Genomic DNA, 17,084 nt, shown 5'->3' with positions numbered 1-17,084 from the left:
CTCCAGTGGAGCTACTGCGGGCTTTTTGCGTGTCGTAAGCGCAGGTAGCGCATATATGTGGCACCCATTATAGGACGATGCATATATCTGAGCTATCCTTTATTCATGTCCTTGCGTCACGCCATCCTTGGGATCTTGTCCATTGAGCCGATGAGCGGCTACGACCTGAAGAAAGTCATCGACGAAAGCGTCGGCCACTTCTGGAGCGCCGATCAATCGCAGATCTATCGCACGCTCAACGCCTTGGTCGAAGACAATCTGGCTACCCGCCGCACTGTCGTCCAGGAGGAGCGGCCCAACCAGCACATACACCGCCCGACCGATCTCGGACTAGCCGAGCTGGAGCAATGGCTGCGCTCACCAATCCAGATGGGGCCATCGCGAGAACCATTCCTGGCTCGGCTGTTCTTCGCCGACCGGCTACCAGCGGCCGACATCGCCGAACTGCTGGAGGCGCACCACCAAGAAGTACTCCAACGGCTCGCCGTACTAGAGGCGATCAATGTTCCAGACCAACCCGGCGACCTCGGGCACGTGCTGCGGATGGCCACGCTGGCCAACGGCATCACCCACGCCAAAGCCGAGCTCGCCTGGATAGAAAACACCAAACGAGACGTAGAACGGATCTACCCATGAAACAGCCCGCCCCCGCCACCCTCGACCGGCTCGCCTCCACCGTTGCGGCTAAGGCCAACGTGCCGAGCATGAGCTTTGCCATCGAACAGCCTTCGACGGGCTTCACCTGGAGCTATGGCGATACTGACCAGCCGTACTTCCTGGCCAGCATTACGAAGCTCTACACCGTCGCCCTCCTTATGCAATTGCGCGACGAAGGAGCACTCACCCTTGATACGCCTGCCGCGCGGATTCTGGGAGAAGAGACGATGTCTGGCCTGGTGGTCCACAACGGTCGCGACTATGGATCGCTCGTCACCGTGCGCCAGCTGCTGGCACAGACATCGGGAGTGCCCGACTACTTCGAGCAGAAACGCGCCGACGGCAGCACCTTCCTCGACACACTGCTCAACAGTGACGACGCCTACTCCTTTGAAGACTTCCTCGCCATGGCTCGGGCGCTGCCAAGCCAATTCACCCCAGCGAAGCCCGGTAAAGCCCAATACTGCGATACCAACTATCAGCTAGTGGGCCGCATTATCGAAGTGCTGACCTCGGGCACTTTCGAACAGGCCCTGCACAGTCGAATTTTGCAACCACACAACTTGCGTGACACCTGGCTTCTCACCCCACAAAACCTGCACCGCTACGAGGAAGTCAGCGAAACCTGGTATCGCAACCGGCCTCTGCGCGCCCCCAAGACAATCGCCTCGTTCCCGCCCGACGGAGCTATCGTGTCCACCGCTGCCGACCAGCTACGGTTTCTGCGCGCCTTTATCGGTGGCGACCTCTTTCCCAGGCAATACTTGGAGGAGATGACCGCGCGGTGGAATTCGGTGTTTTCCCCTCTGGTGCCCATCTCCTATGGCATAGGCATCATGCGCTGTAGCGTGCCGCGTCTTCTCTCGCCGATCACCTCGATTCCCGACATGATCGGCCATTCCGGGGCGTTCGGCACCGTGCTGTACTACGTACGCGACTACGACCTGTATGTATGCGGCTCCGTCAATCAGATGCACACCCGCAGCCTTCCGCATCAGCTGCTCTTCAAACTCGTGTCGAAATTTCGGTGAACAACCGACCGGCCCGCCCAGCCCCCATGGAGAATATGGGCGGGCCGCACGAGAAGGGAAAACTTCTCAGCGGGTGACGGTGATCCACGTGGCAAGTAGCCTCAGATGCACGCGCACCACCACAGATGCGGAGGAACGATGAAACTCCACCACACCACAGCAGGTAACTCTTGGACGCTGGAATGCGAAGCGGCCCTGTTTGACCTCGATGGAACCCTGGTGGACTCCCACCTCTGCGTCGAACGCACCTGGCGGGCCTGGGCCGCCCGGCATGGCCTGGACGGGGACGCCGTCATCGCCACCGCCCATGGCCGTCAGAACCACGACGCCATCAACGCCATCGACCCGCGCCTCAACACCCCCGAAGAACTAGCCTGGATGGTTGAGGCCGAAGAAAACTGTCGCGAAGGAATAACCGCGATCCCCGGAGCCAAGGCCATCCTCCAAGCCATACCTGCGCAACGCTGGGCCATCGTCACCTCATGCTGGAATGACCTGGCCCGCATGCGCATCGGTATCGCGGACCTCCCCGAACCGGCCACCCTCTACAGTGCCGATGACGTTCCGCGCTCCAAACCCGACCCACAGGGCTACCTCATGGCCGCCGCCGCGCTGGGTTACCAACCCTCCGAATGTGTCGTCTTCGAAGACGCCCCAGCGGGAATCGCCGCCGCAAAGGCCGCCGGGACTCACGTCGTCGCCGTCACCACTTTTTTCGATGCCGACACCCTCAACGTAGGCACCAGTCTGGCCGACTATCAGAACCTGCGCCTGGAGCTCTAAACCCGCCAGCTCCATCCAGCGTTCTTCCTTCTGGTCCAAGTCCGCCTGCAACACATCGAGTTTTGACTGCAAATCAGTCAACTTCTGCGGGTCCATCGCCGCCGAGGCCATATCGGCGTGCACATCGGCGATCTTCTTCTCCAACTTCTCGACCTGTCGCTCAATCTTGGCCAGTTCTTTGGACGTGGCCCGGTCAATCGTGGCCTGACTGACCTGCTTGGACTCCGAGACCGCCGTCGAATCCGGGGTGTCCACACGCTGCTGGGCGCGCCGCCGCAAGTACTCCTCGATACCACCGGGCAGCATCAACAATTGCTTATTCCCCAGCAGCGCATACGTGTGATCGCACACCCGTTCAGTGAAGAACCGGTCGTGGCTGACCACGATCAACGTGCCGGGCCAGCCGTCCAACAAGTCCTCCAATTGAGTCAACGTCTCAATATCGAGGTCGTTGGTCGGCTCATCGAGGAACAACACGTTCGGTTCGGCCATAAGCAGACGAGCCAGTTGCAGCCTGCGGCGCTGTCCGCCGGAGAGGTCGCGCACATGCGTCCACTGCCGACCTCCGACGAATCCGAGCTTCTCACATACCTGCGAGGCCGACATTTCCTTCTTGCCCACTTGCACGTGACTGGCGATTTGCTGCACAGCCTCCAAGACCCGCAAACTGCCGTCCAACTCAGTGATGTGCTGGCTCAGCCAGGCCAAACGCACCGTCTTACCGACCTTGATTCGCCCCGCCGCTGGCTGCTTGTCTTCAGTGGCCTCACCCAAGGCCCGCAACAACGAGGTCTTGCCCGCCCCATTGACTCCGACCAGGCCAATGCGTTGGCCCGGAGCTAGCACCCAATCCAAGTCTTCCAAGATCGTATGCGGGCCAGCCTTGATCGTGACTCCATTGAGGTCGAACACGGTCTTGCCCAGTCGCGCCGTGGCGAAGGTGACCAGCTCGGTGTCATCACGCGGAGGCGGTTCGGTGGCGATGAGCTCGTTGGCCGCGTCCACCCGATACTTGGCCTTTGAGGTGCGGGCGGGGGCACCCCGGCGCAGCCACGCGAGTTCCTTGCGGACGAGGTTTTGTCGTTTGTCCTCTGCGATTGCCTCTTGGCGCTCGCGTTCGGCGCGCGCCAAGACATAGGCCGAATAGCCACCCTCGTATTCGAAGACGTTGCCCCGTTGGACGTCCCAAATCCGGCTACACACCTCGTCGAGGAACCACCGGTCGTGGGTGACGACCACCAGGGCGCCCCGGGAGGCGTTGACGTGGGAGGCCAGCCAAGCGATACCCTCCACATCCAGGTGGTTGGTCGGCTCGTCCATGATCACCAGGTCGGCGTCGGACATGAGCACGCGTGCCAGGTCAACTCGGCGGCGTTCACCGCCGGAGAGGTCGCCGATACGGCTGTGCAGTCCCTCGGGCAGCCCCGGGGCGTGAAGGCCTCCGAAGAGGCCGTCGAACAAGTCGCGGATGTGGGCCGAACCGGCCCATTCGTGCTCGTCGAGCTGGCCGACTAGGGCAGTGTGCACGGTGTCGTCGTCGCGGAGGCTGTCGCGCTGCCCCAACATGGCGATGGAGGTGCCGCCGGTGTGGACGACGCGACCTGAGTCGGGTTGGTCGTCTTTGGCCAGCAGCCGCAGCAGGGTCGACTTGCCGTCACCGTTGCGACCCACCACGCCGATACGTTGACCTTCGGAGACACCGAGGGAAACGGCGTCGAGCACGGGGTGGTTGGGGTAGGACTTGGAGACGGCTTCGAGGTTGACCAGATTTACAACAGACACAGCTTGCCATTCTATCGTGCGATTTTGGTGGCGCCGATCCCGTTGACCGGGCTGTGAGCCGTCAGCGAGGTAGCACCACACGGTGTTGGGACTGCGCCCGATTCGCGACGTCGGGTGCCCGCCGAGGAATTGCGTTGCCGCGAGAATTTCCACCTCAACCTGCGGCACCGGCTAATCATGGGTTCACCGCGCGGCCGCTGCTAGGCCTCGCGCCCCAGCAGCATTTCGGAGTACAACGGCGAGTGGATGGTAAGGCCCCCGTCGACGTTGAGCACCTGCCCGGTGATGAAGCCCGCCAGGTCGCTAAGAAGGAACGCCACGGCATTGGCGACGTCCTCCGGTTTCCCCACGTCCGGGGTGAGGTGGTTGCGCCTCCACAGATCGAGAACTTCCTCAGATATCCCATCGTCAAAGTTAGGGGTTCTCACTGCGCCGGGAGCTACGGCGTTGGCCCGGATGCCCTGCTTGCCATATTGGGTGGCGATCGTTCTGGTGAGCTGATCGACGGCCGCCTTCGATGCGGCATAGGCCGTTCGGGTGTGCGGTTCACCGAACTGACCGGTGGCCGATGAGGTGTTGACAATAGAGCCGCCTCCGGCGGTAATCATGTGCCCAATGGCGTACTTGGCACCCAGCAGCGCACTGCGCGCGTTGACGTCAAATGTCAGGTCCCACAGGTCCGCGTCCGCCTGGGCGACCTTGGTTTCGTGCTCGACTAGTTCAGTGTTCGCGGCGTTGCTATGCAGCAGATGAAGCGCACCGTAGGTAGCCACTGCCTTTTCGACCATGGCGGCCAGCGCTGGTTCGCTGCCCACATCGGTCTGCTGGGCGATCGCGGTCCCTTTCGCCTCGACAATGAGCTGAACGGTCTCTTCGGCACCGGCGAGATTGATGTCGGAGACGACCACCGACACCCCACAGGCCGCGAGCTTCCGGGCGGTCGCGCGACCGATGCCCGAAGCCGCTCCGGTAACGATGCCGACTTTGCCAGCGAGGCCTTCCATAGCTTTCTCCTCTTCGTAGGGCGTGCGTTGGCGATAGCAGCGGGGGTTAGCTGCGCAGCAGGATGTTAAGCACCTGGATTGCCCCGGCCTTGTCCAGCGGCTCGTTGCCGTTTCCGCACTTGGGGGAGACCACACAGGAGGGACATCCTGACGGGCAGGGGCAATCGGCGATGGCCTCCAGGGTGGCGTGCAGCCAGGAGCGCCAGCGTTGGAACCCCTGTTCGGCAAATCCGGCTCCGCCTGGGTAGCCGTCGTAGACGAACACTGTGGGCAGGGTCGTGTCGGGGTGGTCTGGGGTGGACAGGCCGCCGAGGTCCCAGCGGTCGCAGGTGGCCAAGAGCGGCAGGATACCGATGGAGGCGTGCTCGGCCGCGTGCAGCGCCCCGGCTATGCGCTTGGCGTCGATGGTGGCGTCGATGCCGTTGAGGGCGGAGTCGTCGACAGTCCACCACACTGCCACGGTGCGCAAATGCTGCGGCGGCATATCGAGGGTGTAGTTACCCAGTACTTCGCCGGAGCCGGCGCGGCGGCGTTGGTATCCGGTGACTTGACGGGTGACGTCGACGGTGCCCAGGTTGATGGACACGGGCCCAAACCAGGCGTGGTCGCTCACGGAGACGATCGCGACGCTGTGGTCTTCGCGGACTTGGGTCGTCCACGGTGGTGCCGCCCGGTGTACCAGGGCTAGATGTTCGTCGAAGTCCAGTTCGTCGACCAGGTAGGTGTCGCCTTGGTGGACGTAAAGCGCACCGGGGTGGACGATTTTGTCGGCGCTGGAGCGATCGACGGTGCCGATGAGTTCACCGGATTCGGTTTCGACGATGTCTATGGTGTCGAGCCCTCCGCGTAGGCCCACTACTGGCTCGGAGCGGCCCACCCAGTAGTAACGGTTGCCGGGCCGCTTACGCAACAGACGGTCTTCGCACAGTTGTTCGACAACTGGTTGCCAGCCGTCGAACCCGGCCAGCTCTTCCTCTGTCAGTGGCTTCTCGATTGCCGCTAGGCACACGTGCCCGGCCAGGACATACGGGTTGGACGGGTCGCATACCGAGACTTCCATGCTGCGTTCGAACACCGTCTCCGGGTGGGCCAGCAGGTAGGTGTCAAGTGGGTCGTCTTTGGCGACCATGATTGCCAACGCTTCGTCGGTGCCGCGTCCGGCGCGCCCGATTTGTTGCCAAAACGACGCTAGTCGGCCTGGGTATCCGCACACAATCACCGCGTCTAGTCCGGTGATGTCGATGCCCAGTTCCAAAGCGTTGGTGGTGGCGGCTCCGAGAAGTTGCCCTCGCCGTAGTTTCGCTTCCAGGTCGCGGCGATGTTCGCGCAGGTAACCGGCCCGATAGGCGGCGATGCGGTGGGCGTTGGGGTGGGCCCCGAGGCGGCCGCGTGCCTCGGAGGCGACGATCTCGGCTCCTCTGCGTGAGGGCACGAAGGCCAGGGTGCGTACTCCGGCGGACACGAGGTCGGCGAGCAGTTTGGAGGTTTCGGCGAGGGCGGAGAGGCGGTGCGGTTCGGGTTCGTCGATCATGGGCGGTTCCCACAACACCACGGTCGCGCCGGGGTGGGGGGAGGTGTCTTCGCTTATGGCCACGGCGTCGCGCCCGGTGAGGGTGCGAAGAGATCCGGCGGGGTCGCCGGTGGTGGCTGAGGCGGCGATGACGGTGGGGTTGGCTCCGTAGTGGGTCGCTAGGCGTAGCAGGCGGCGCATTACCAGGGCCACGTGTGATCCGAAGACGCCACGGTACAGGTGTGCTTCGTCGATGACGATGAAGCGCAGGCGTGACAGGAAGGAGCGCCACCGCGCGTGCCTGGGCAGGAGGGAGGCGTGGAGGAGGTCGGGGTTGGTGAGGATGACTCCGGCGTGCGCGGCGGCCCATTGCCGGTGCGAATAGGGGGTGTCTCCGTCGACGACGGCGTCGACCACGTGCGGGGAGTTTAGTTCGCGCAGGGCTCGGGCCTGGTCGACGGCCAGCGCTTTGGTGGGGGAGAGGTACAAGGTGGTGCCGCCGGCGCTGTCAGTCGTGGCCGCGCGGGAGGCTTCGGCGAGGATCGGCAGGTGGTAGGCGAGGCTTTTGCCCGAGGCGGTGCCGGTGGAGATGATGGTGTCGTGGCCGTTCCACGCCGAGGAGGCCGCCTGGGCTTGGTGGGGCCACGGAGTCGTGATGCCTTGGTCGGCCAGCAGTTCGCGTACGTCGGCTTCGACCCAGTCGGGCCAGGTCCCGGTGACGGCGCTACGGGCGGGCAGCGTGTGGACGTGCCGCATGCTGTCGGCCCGGGCGTCCTGGGCCAGCGATTGCGCCAGTTGTCGCGGGCTGAGCGCTGCGGCGCTCAGGTGGGTTCGCCGATTGCGCGCGGGCCTGGGTTTCAGGGATGTCTCCTGTGGTTTGGCCGGTGTCGGTGTGCCAGCGGCACCGGGAGGCGGGAAAGTGGCACCTTTTAATAATGCCGAATGACTGTGACGTGCGCGCGGTTGCGCCACAGTGAAGTAGGTTCGGTGTCCGAGTGGTGGGCCCGGACGCACCTGATGGTCTGGGTGATGTCTAACCTTTAGGCGGTGCATGGCCCGATCGTAAGGCGTTAAGGTTAAGACCGACCAGGGTGAGATGTCATCGGCCGGTTCGCGACAGATTCGAAGCGGCCACGACGTGGCGCGTGCGGCGTCGTCCAAGTGGCGGCGAGGAGTGTCCGTGCTTCAGCTAACTACTCAGGCTCTGAGGGGGCGTGGTGAAACGGGACGTGGATACCGGTGCGGTGGGCCCGGAACTGCAGCTGCGCCGTCGGCAGGTCGGGTCGATCCCGGTCGTGGCGGTCAGTGGTGAGATTGATGTGTACACGGCCCCGCGCCTGCGTGAGGTGACCCAGCAGCTTGCTTCTGAGGGGCATCCGACGATTGCGGTGGACATGAACGAGGTCGAGTTTTGCGACTCGACTGGCTTGGGCGTGTTGATTGGGGCCCGTAAACGCCTGCAGGAATCGGGCGGCGATCTGGTGGTGCTGTGTAGCAACAGCGGAATCATGAAGCTCTTGCGCCTGACTGGGCTCGACCAGGTGCTCACGATTCGAGATGAACTGTCCGAAACCGAATTAGTCAGGCTCATGGCACGTATGGGGAACGATAATGCTTTCACGTCCACCGATCCCACCGTTGTTCGGTTCTCTTTTAGCCCGTCCGCCGCGTATGTGCGGGCGGCGCGTCTGGTGGCTGCCGACGTGGCGGAAAAGGCGGGGGTGGCCTCGAACGCGCTTGACGAAATTCGGCAGGCGATCGGTGAAGCATGTTCGCGGGCTGTTCTGCGGCATAAGGAAAACGCCATAGACGCGCAAGTGCGCATAGAATTTTCGATTAGTGATCGTTTCATTGCGAAAGTGACAGATAGCGCGCATGATGTGCGCGCATCGAAATCCGTAGGCGGTGCCGGAGGCGAACTGCGGGCGAATATGCCATCTTCTCAGCAGCGAACCGAAATTATCGACGAAGCCGAGGAGCACCCCGAAGAAGTGACTCTCGTAGTCCTCGCGGGCCTAGTGGAGGACCTGGTAGTGACACCGTCGGCTACCGGCGTGGGGACCACGATCGCGATGTCTTGGCCCCTGTCCCGCAGCAGTGACAAGTCGCCCCTGTAGTCACTCCAGCCCCACAAAAGTGTTCGCCACACCCACCTAAAAGGTGAATATGCCGTGCGCTAGAACACACGCCGGATCGCTAAACTCCGCTCGTTATAGATATCGCGCCCCCGGCACGCCTTTGCGGCGAATATGAGTCATCACTCGGATTAGCAGTCGACAAGATGATTCACATTCACAACAGAGGTTACGAATATGGACAGTGCGACGAAGACGCCCATACAAGTTGTGTGAACTAGCTTGCAGTCTTCGCCACGTGGCACTCACCGCACACTGCCCACCATTCGACCCCCTGGGTGCGAACCGACGAGGCCAAACCAAGAGCGTGGCAGCCAACGCACATGCGAGCGGGACGAAACACACGGGAGTAAACCGACCGACGAGGCCGGACCCCACCACATCCCACCGCACCAGCCGAAGCTGACCAACACCACCCTCTTGCCGAAGCCTCCCGATCGCAGGAGAAAGAATGCCACCTACGTTGCTCGCCTTTGGTGAAGGCAACGCCGGCTCGCTGACAAGCTCAAACCTGAGCATTGTCATCGTTGTAGCCGTCATCGCCCTCGTGGCGCTCGGCTTCGCCGCAGCCCTCGTAAAGACTGTCTTGTCCGCCCGGACCGGCACCGCTCGGATGGAAGAAATCGCCGAAGCCGTCCAAGAAGGCGCCTCGGCCTACCTGAGGCGACAATTCCGCACCCTCGCCGTCTTCGTCGTCATCGCCATGGGGCTCTTGTGGCTCCTACCGGTAGGCGAAGCCGGGATGGACGTGCGAATCGGACGCAGCGTCTTCTTCGTCATCGGAGCAGCCTTCTCCGCCTTCATCGGCTGGGCAGGAATGTATATGGCGACCCGCGCCAACGTACGCGTTGCCGCCGCCGCCCGTGAAGGCGAAAAGAACAACGCCATGCACCTGGCCTTCCGCACCGGTGGAATCGTCGGATTCCTCACCGTCGGCCTCGGCCTGCTCGGAGCATCCGTCGTCGTCATGCTCTACACCGACAACGCCGCCATCGTCCTAGAAGGCTTCGGCTTCGGAGCCGCCCTGCTGGCCATGTTCATGCGTGTGGGCGGAGGAATCTTCACCAAGGCAGCCGACGTCGGCGCCGACCTCGTCGGCAAGGTGGAGAACAATATCCCCGAAGACGACCCGCGCAACGCCGCCACCATCGCCGACAACGTCGGAGACAACGTCGGCGACTGCGCTGGCATGGCAGCCGACCTCTTCGAGTCCTACGCAGTGGTCCTGGTGGCCTCGCTCATCCTCGGACGCGCCGCCTTTGGCGAACCCGGCCTGATCCTGCCGCTCATCGTCGGCGGCATCGGTATCGTCTGCGCCATCATCGGTGTGGTCATCACCCGCATGCGCGCCTCCGATAAATCCGGGCTCACCGCGATCAACCGCGCCTTCTACATCTCCGCGCTCATCGGAGCGGTCCTCACGGCCATCGCCGCCTTCGCCTACCTGCCCGCCACCTGGGCAGAACTCGGCGTCGACTTCGACACCGCCTCGATCCCAGTCGAACCACAAATACTGGCCATCGTCGCCGTCTGCCTCGGCATCGCCCTAGCCGCCGGAATCATGACCCTGACCGGCTACTACACCGACGCACGCTTCAAGCCCACCAAGGATGTCTCCGCGACCACCCGCACCGGTGCCGCCACCGTCGTCCTCTCCGGCGTGAGCCTCGGGCTCGAAAGCGCCGTCTGGGCCGGGCTACTCATCGCCTCCGGCGTCTACGGCGCCTATCTACTAGGCGGCGGCGTCATGATCGTGTCACTGTTCGCCGTGGCGCTGGCGGGCTGCGGTCTGCTCACCACAGTCGGTGTCATCGTCGCCATGGACACCTTCGGACCTATCTCCGACAACGCCCAAGGCATCGCCGAAATGAGCGAAGAGGTCGACGAAGAAGCCGCCCAGACCCTGACGGACTTGGACGCCGTGGGCAACACCACCAAGGCCGTCACCAAGGGCATCGCGATCGCCACCGCCGTCCTGGCGGCGACCGCGCTATTCGGCGCCTACACCGACTCGGTGCGCACAGCGCTGGTCTCCAGCGGCGCGGCAGACAGCCTCGCCTCAGCCACCGCCCAAATCGGTGAGCTGCTCTACCTGGCCGACCCACGCAACATTGTCGGCTTCATCATCGGTGCCGCCGTGGTCTTCCTGTTCTCAGGCCTGGCCATCAACGCCGTGGCCCGCTCGGCCGGATCGGTCGTGCAGGAAGTGCGCCGTCAATTCGCGCAATTCCCCGGCATCATGGACGGCACTCAGCGACCCGAATACGGGCGCGTCGTCGACATCTGCACCCGCGACAGCCAGCGTGAACTGGCCACACCCGGTCTGCTGGCCATCCTCAGCCCGATCGCCGTGGGCTTCGGCCTCGGCATCGGGGCCCTGGCCTCCTACCTAGTCGGCGCGATCGCCGTCGGTGTACTCATGGCGATCTTCCTGGCCAACTCCGGTGGAGCCTGGGACAACGCGAAGAAGGACATCGAGGACGGTGCCCACGGGGGCAAGAACTCCCCGGCACATGAGGCATCGATCATCGGTGACACCGTTGGTGACCCGTTCAAGGACACCGCTGGTCCGGCGATCAACCCGCTGTTGAAGGTCATGAACCTGGTCAGCCTGATCATCGCTCCGGCGATCGTCATGTACACCCTGGGCGACGAGGCCTCTGACCCGGTGCGTTACACCATTGCCGGTGTGGCCCTGGCCATCTTGGTGGCCGCCATTATCTGGAGCAAGCGTCGCCCGGTCGTCGTTGACGCCAGCGAGGTTCCGGCTCAGACCTCCGGTGATGACAACACCGATGGCGCCAACGAGGACTCCGCGGCTAAGTCGACGTCTGAAAAAGACGGCGAGAAAGCCAGCGCGGACGCCAAGTAGCGCCTCGGACGTGTAGGTAAAGCGTCGGTGGTCTCCAGCCAGGCTGGGGCCACCGACGTTTCGTCTGCGCCAAAGAGCGGACTCGACCAAGACCGCCGGGTGCGAAAACCTTTTGACGCCACGCATCGCCCACCACCACAATGTGGCCATGGGTTTCATTGATGTAGCCGGAGTCGCCTATGCGCTCAACGACGGCCACCAACTACTGGCCGACGCCAGTTTCCGGGTCGCCGAAGGCGAAAAGGTTGCCCTCATCGGTGCCAATGGAACCGGCAAGACCACCTTGCTGCGCATGATCACCGGGGAGCTAAGCCCTGATCGAGGCGTCATCAATCATTCTGGCGGCATGGGCGTCATGCGCCAGATCGTAGGCATGCGCGAGGGCGAGCAGACGCTCAGTCAGCTTGCGCTTTCGCTGGCTCCGCCCACCCTGCGCGATATTGGCACCACCTTTGTCGCAGCCGAAGCACAGATGCACCAGGCTGAGAAACGCGGCAAATTCTCCACTGCCGCCGAGAAGGCACAGTTGAAATACGCTCACGCTCTGGCCGATTGGGCCGAATCCGGTGGCTTTGAGTTCGATGTCCTGTGTGACACCGTCTCAGTCGAGGTGCTGCGTCAAACCTGGGACGAGGCGAAGTCTCGACCGCTGCGGACCCTCTCCGGCGGAGAACAGAAACGCTTCGCCTTGGAGCTGCTCCTCCAGGGGCCCGACGAAGTGCTGGTTCTCGACGAGCCCGACAACTTCCTTGACGTACCAGCCAAACGTCGCCTGGAGCAACGCCTGCGCGAGTCACCCAAGTCGATCTTGTTCGTCTCCCACGACCGGGAAGTCCTCGCCAACACCGCCTCGGCCATCGTGACGCTGGAGGCAGGCGAGACCTGGACCCACGGGGGCGGATTCGCCACCTGGCATGAGGCCCGACTGGCTCGCCACGAACGACTGGAGGAACTACGCCGCCGGTGGGACGAGGACCATCAGAAACTGCGTGAACTCGTGCTGATGTACAAGAACAAGGCCGCCTACAACTCCGATATGGCCTCACGCTATCGGGCCGCGCAGACCCGGTTGCACAAGTTCGAGGCGGCTGGCCCGCCGCCGTTGCCTCCACGCGATCAGAACATCAAAGTCAACCTGGGTGGCTCACGGACTGGCAAACGGGCGATCATGTGCGAACAACTGGAGTTGGAGGATCTGACCTTCCCGTTCGACCTAGAGATCTGGTACGGCGACCGGGTCGCCGTTCTGGGAGCGAACGGAACCGGCAAGAGCCACTTTTTGCGCCTGCTGGCCCTCGGAGGCAGCGACCCCGATCCAGGTTGGCAACCCGATCGTTCGCTATCGGCCGTAAGACATTCAGGGCGGGCCCGCCTGGGCGCCCGGGTCATTCCCGGCCACTTCTCGCAAACGCACGAACATCCGGAGTTGGCCGATAAGACCTTGCGAGAGATCTTGTGGCAAGGCGACGTGCGCCGCGACTCCCTCGACCAAGGGCGAGCGATGAGCGCCCTCAACCGCTACGAACTGACCGGCCAGTCCGAACAGAAGTTCGCCACCTTGTCGGGCGGTCAGCAAGCCCGGTTTATGGCCCTGCTGCTGGAACTATCAGGGGCTACGTGTTTGCTGCTGGATGAGCCCACAGACAACCTTGACCTAGCCTCGGCCGAGGCTCTAGAGGTGGGGTTGAGAGCATTCGACGGCACTGTGGTGGCCGTGACCCACGACCGTTGGTTCACTCGCGGCTTTGACCGATTCGTGGTGTTCTCCGGTGATGGCGAGGTCGCCGAGACCCCCGAACCGGTGTGGGAGGTCTCGCGCACGGGAATGGCCAACAGCTGAGACCGGCGCGGTGACCACATCAAGGGCAGCAGCACCGCCTCAAAGCCGACGTTGCGTCCCCTCAGCCCCAGAATGCTCGAAAGTTCGTGTTATGCATCACATTAGGTGGCCAGCTATTTGGTGTCTGAGGCAGCAGTAGAGCATTCTGGCTGGCGGGGGAGTCGAAACGAACATGCGCCCGTCACCCCCTGTGGATCGCTCACACTCATGCAAAGTGAACACATCTCTCCTGCCGATTCGCCTCAGTCCGAGCCGACCACGCGACAAGGATGATGGCCGGAACCGGCCGCACCCTTACCGCGCCGAGCCGACCGGCAACCCGGTGCGACCGGCGTGCAGCCCGGCCTGTGACAATGCCTGTGGCATCCCTCGCAACACTCCTGAAACCAGGGGCGGGCGACAAACGGGACGCTCCAAGCCCGCCACACAGAGACCGAAACGCCCCACCAAGGGGCTCGCGGCCGCCGCACAGGCGCTGGCCAAAGGCCCAAACTAAGCCTAAACCGGGCGAAGCCGGGCGGCAGGTGAGAATGTTTTTGCCGCTGAGCTACGTTGTGAGGGTGTGACAGCTAGTCTCGATGGCTAGCGTTGAGAACGCATAAACCGACCAAGTGGGGAATGAAACGTGCCGCAGTCCAGTGACGTGAAGCGTCTGGTCATCGTCGAGTCTCCGGCGAAGGCCAAGACCATCGCCAGTTACCTGGGCGCGGGCTACACCGTAGACTCCTCCCTCGGTCACATCCGCGACCTGCCGCGCTCGGCGAAGGAAATCCCGCCTAAATATAAGGACAAGGCATGGTCGCGGTTGGGCGTGAACGTCGACGATAATTTCGAGCCGCTCTATATCGTCAACCCCGACCGCAAGGACCATGTCAAGAAGCTCAAGGCCGCGTTGAAGGAGAGCGACGAACTTCTCCTGGCCACTGATGAGGACCGCGAAGGGGAAGCCATCGCCTGGCACCTTCTCGAAACCCTCAACCCGAAAGTGCCGGTCAAGCGCATGGTGTTCCACGAGATCACCGAACAGGCCATCGCCGAGGCCGTGGCCAACCCGCGTGAGTTGAACTCCGACATGGTCAACGCCCAGGAGGCTCGTCGCATCCTCGACCGTCTCTACGGCTACGAAGTGTCTCCGGTGCTGTGGAAGAAGGTCATGCCGAAGTTGTCGGCTGGCCGGGTTCAATCGGTGGCCACCCGCATTGTCGTGGAGCGGGAACGTTCTCGCATGGCGTTCGTGACCGCTGACTACTGGGACATCAAGGCCCGTCTGGCCACTGGCGAGGGCGCGAACTTCGAGGCGACCCTCATTGCCATTGACGGCGACCGCATCGCCACTGGCAAGGACTTCGACGCGGCTACCGGCCGGGCCAAGTCCTCCGTGGTCCAGCTGGATGAGGCCGGAGCCCGCGGGCTGGCTGATCGCCTGGCCGGGACCGACTTCGTTGTCACCAAGGTTGATTCCAAGCCCTACCGGCGTCGCCCCTATGCCCCGTTCATCACCTCGACGCTGCAACAGGAGGCCTCGCGCAAGCTGCGCCTGTCCTCGGCGCAAACTATGCGGGTAGCCCAGCGGCTGTACGAAAACGGGTACATCACCTATATGCGTACCGACTCCACAAACCTGTCCCAGACAGCCGTGGCGGCCGCCAGAAGACAAGCCGCACAGCTTTTCGGGGAACAATATCTGCCCGCCGAACCGCGCAGCTACGCGCGTAAGGTCAAGAACGCCCAAGAGGCGCACGAGGCCATCCGACCCGCAGGCGACGACTTCCGCACCCCCAAGGAAGTCGCCGCCCACCTCACGCCGGAAGAACACCGCCTCTACGAGTTGATCTGGCGGCGTACGCTCGCTTCCCAAATGATCGACGCGACCGGAAACTCGACGTCGGTGCGCATTCGGGCCGTGTCGTTGTCCGAGGAGGCTTGTGACTTCGCCGCCTCCGGTAAGACCATCACCAACCCCGGGTTCCTCAAGGCCTATGTCGAATCGCTCGACGACGCCTCGGGAGAAGCCGACGACGCTGAGCGCCGCCTGCCCGAGATGCAGGCCAAACAGCCCCTGGTCGAGCGCGGCCTCGAACCCAACGGTCACACCACCCAGCCGCCGGCGCGTTACACCGAGGCAACCCTGGTCAAGGGTCTCGAAGAGCGCGGCATTGGCCGCCCATCCACCTACGCCTCGATCATGCAGACCATCCAGGACCGTGGCTACGTCTTCAAACGCGGCCAAGCATTGGTGCCCTCGTTCCTGGCATTCGCCGTTATTGGTCTGATGGAGAAGCACTTCCCGCGCCTGGTCGACTATGGCTTCACCGCCGGGATGGAACAGGAACTCGACGAGATCGCCACCGGCAACGCCGCCTCGATCAACTTCTTGCGCTCCTTCTACTTCGGTGGAGAGGGCGAGGAAGGCTCCGTGGCCTCCTCCGGCGGTTTGAAAAACCTGGTCGATGAGGAACTAGGGCGCATCGACGCCAGGGGCGTCAACTCCATTCCGCTGTACACCGATGAGGAAAATCGCCGCGTCGTGGTGCGCGTCGGTCGCTACGGGCCCTATCTGGAACGTACGAGAGCCGACGCGGAGCCCGGCGAGGCCGGAGAGCGCGTCTCCGTACCCGCCTCCGTTGCCCCGGACGAGCTCACCCGAGCCAAGGTCGAGGAGCTCTACGAGATCGGTTCGGGGGAACAGGAACTGGGCACCCATCCTGAGACCGGCGAACCCGTTCACGCCAAGACTGGTCGCTACGGCCCCTATGTCACCAGTGGGGAGAAAACCTCCTCGCTCTTGACCGGGCAGAAGCTCTCCGAGATCACCTTGGAAGACGCCCTTAAACTTCTCACCCTGCCGCGCCTGGTCGGGCACGACGAGGACGGTGAGGAGATCCGCACCGGCCTGGGGCCGCACGGACCCTACGTGGTCAAGAAGCGCGACTACCGATCCTTGGCCGAGGAAGAGCAGCTCTTTAGCCTCACTCTCGAACAGGCGAAAAAGCTACTGGCCGAACCGAAACAGCGTGGACGTCGCACCGCCCGCCCGCCGTTGAAGGAACTTGGCGCAGACCCAGTCACCGGCAAGGACGTCGTCATTAAAGACGGGCGCTTCGGACCCTACGCCACCGACGGCGAAACCAACGCGTCGCTGCGTAAGACCGACACCATCGAGGCGATGACGATTGACCGAGCCGCCGAACTTCTAGCCGAACGGCGCGAAAAGGTCGCCTCGGGCGATGTGGGCAAGAAGACCGTGAAGAAGGCGGCTAAGAAAACCGCGAAGAAAGCCGCCAAGAAAGCCGCCAAGAAGGCTGTGAAGAAGACAGCCAAAAAAACCGCGAAGAAAGCCGCCGCGAAGAAGACGGCGAAGAAAGCGGCCAAGAAGTCCACCAAGAAAGCCGCAACCGACGAATAGATCTCAGCCGAGGCGGCCAAGGGCCCATGTGGTCCATCGGGTGGCACAGGCCCGAGGCGAGGAA

Annotated in this window: 10 protein-coding genes and 1 pseudogene; 7 read left to right on the top strand and 4 right to left on the bottom strand. The window is 63.2% G+C overall.

Annotated features, from left to right (window positions below):
* Positions 1-105: 105 nt before the first annotated feature.
* Positions 106-636, top strand: coding sequence for a PadR family transcriptional regulator (locus tag JQS30_RS13530; protein WP_213170771.1), 531 nt, complete (start codon positions 106-108; stop codon positions 634-636).
* Positions 633-1,688, top strand: a complete 1,056-nt coding sequence (locus tag JQS30_RS13525; RefSeq protein ID WP_213170770.1) for a serine hydrolase domain-containing protein — start codon at positions 633-635, stop codon at positions 1,686-1,688. Before JQS30_RS13530 ends, JQS30_RS13525 begins: the two co-directional genes overlap by 4 nt.
* Positions 1,689-1,754: 66 nt before the next feature.
* Here the strand turns inward: JQS30_RS13525 and JQS30_RS17415 are convergent, their stop codons facing one another.
* Entirely contained in the window at positions 1,755-2,012 is a 258-nt protein-coding gene (locus tag JQS30_RS17415) for a hypothetical protein (RefSeq protein WP_246497928.1), read from the bottom strand.
* On the opposite strand from JQS30_RS17415, the gene JQS30_RS17870 reads away from it, so the two are divergent.
* Complete coding sequence (locus JQS30_RS17870) at positions 1,908-2,471, top strand: HAD-IA family hydrolase (protein ID WP_425498873.1); 564 nt, start codon at positions 1,908-1,910, stop codon at positions 2,469-2,471. The two genes, JQS30_RS17415 and JQS30_RS17870, sit on opposite strands and share 105 nt — an antisense overlap.
* 3 nt (positions 2,472-2,474) lie before the next feature.
* On the opposite strand, the pseudogene JQS30_RS13515 reads toward JQS30_RS17870, so the two are convergent.
* The 3 genes and pseudogenes from JQS30_RS13515 to JQS30_RS13505 all read right to left on the bottom strand — a co-directional run.
* Positions 2,475-4,253: pseudogene (locus JQS30_RS13515) on the bottom strand (ABC-F family ATP-binding cassette domain-containing protein); the annotation flags it as partial.
* A gap of 200 nt (positions 4,254-4,453) precedes the next feature.
* Positions 4,454-5,257 (bottom strand): SDR family NAD(P)-dependent oxidoreductase, encoded by an 804-nt coding sequence (locus tag JQS30_RS13510; protein ID WP_213170768.1) that lies wholly within the window; start codon positions 5,255-5,257, stop codon positions 4,454-4,456.
* A 46-nt stretch (positions 5,258-5,303) separates the two neighbouring features.
* Entirely contained in the window at positions 5,304-7,523 is a 2,220-nt protein-coding gene (locus tag JQS30_RS13505) for a DEAD/DEAH box helicase (protein ID WP_213170767.1), read from the bottom strand.
* A 461-nt stretch (positions 7,524-7,984) separates the two neighbouring features.
* Here JQS30_RS13505 and JQS30_RS13500 point away from each other — a divergent pair, with 461 nt between their 5' ends.
* The 4 genes from JQS30_RS13500 (at position 7,985) to topA (ending at position 17,020) form a co-directional block, all read left to right on the top strand.
* Complete coding sequence (locus tag JQS30_RS13500) at positions 7,985-8,884, top strand: anti-sigma factor antagonist (RefSeq protein WP_213170766.1); 900 nt, start codon at positions 7,985-7,987, stop codon at positions 8,882-8,884.
* Positions 8,885-9,353: 469 nt separating this feature from the next.
* A complete protein-coding gene (locus JQS30_RS13495) occupies positions 9,354-11,774 on the top strand; it encodes a sodium-translocating pyrophosphatase (protein ID WP_213170765.1) in 2,421 nt (806 codons plus the stop codon).
* 148 nt (positions 11,775-11,922) lie between these two features.
* A complete protein-coding gene (locus tag JQS30_RS13490; protein WP_213170764.1) occupies positions 11,923-13,614 on the top strand; it encodes an ABC-F family ATP-binding cassette domain-containing protein in 1,692 nt (563 codons plus the stop codon).
* Between the two features lie 625 nt (positions 13,615-14,239).
* Positions 14,240-17,020: a type I DNA topoisomerase gene (gene topA, locus JQS30_RS13485; RefSeq protein ID WP_213170763.1), complete on the top strand. Its 2,781-nt coding sequence runs from the start codon at positions 14,240-14,242 to the stop codon at positions 17,018-17,020.
* Positions 17,021-17,084 lie beyond the last annotated feature (64 nt).

Origin of the sequence: Natronoglycomyces albus, assembly GCF_016925535.1 — a bacterium.
GTDB lineage: Bacteria > Actinomycetota > Actinomycetes > Mycobacteriales > Micromonosporaceae > Natronoglycomyces > Natronoglycomyces albus.
Note: the sequence above shows the minus strand (reverse complement) of the source record. Positions and strands in the feature narration are given on the sequence as shown.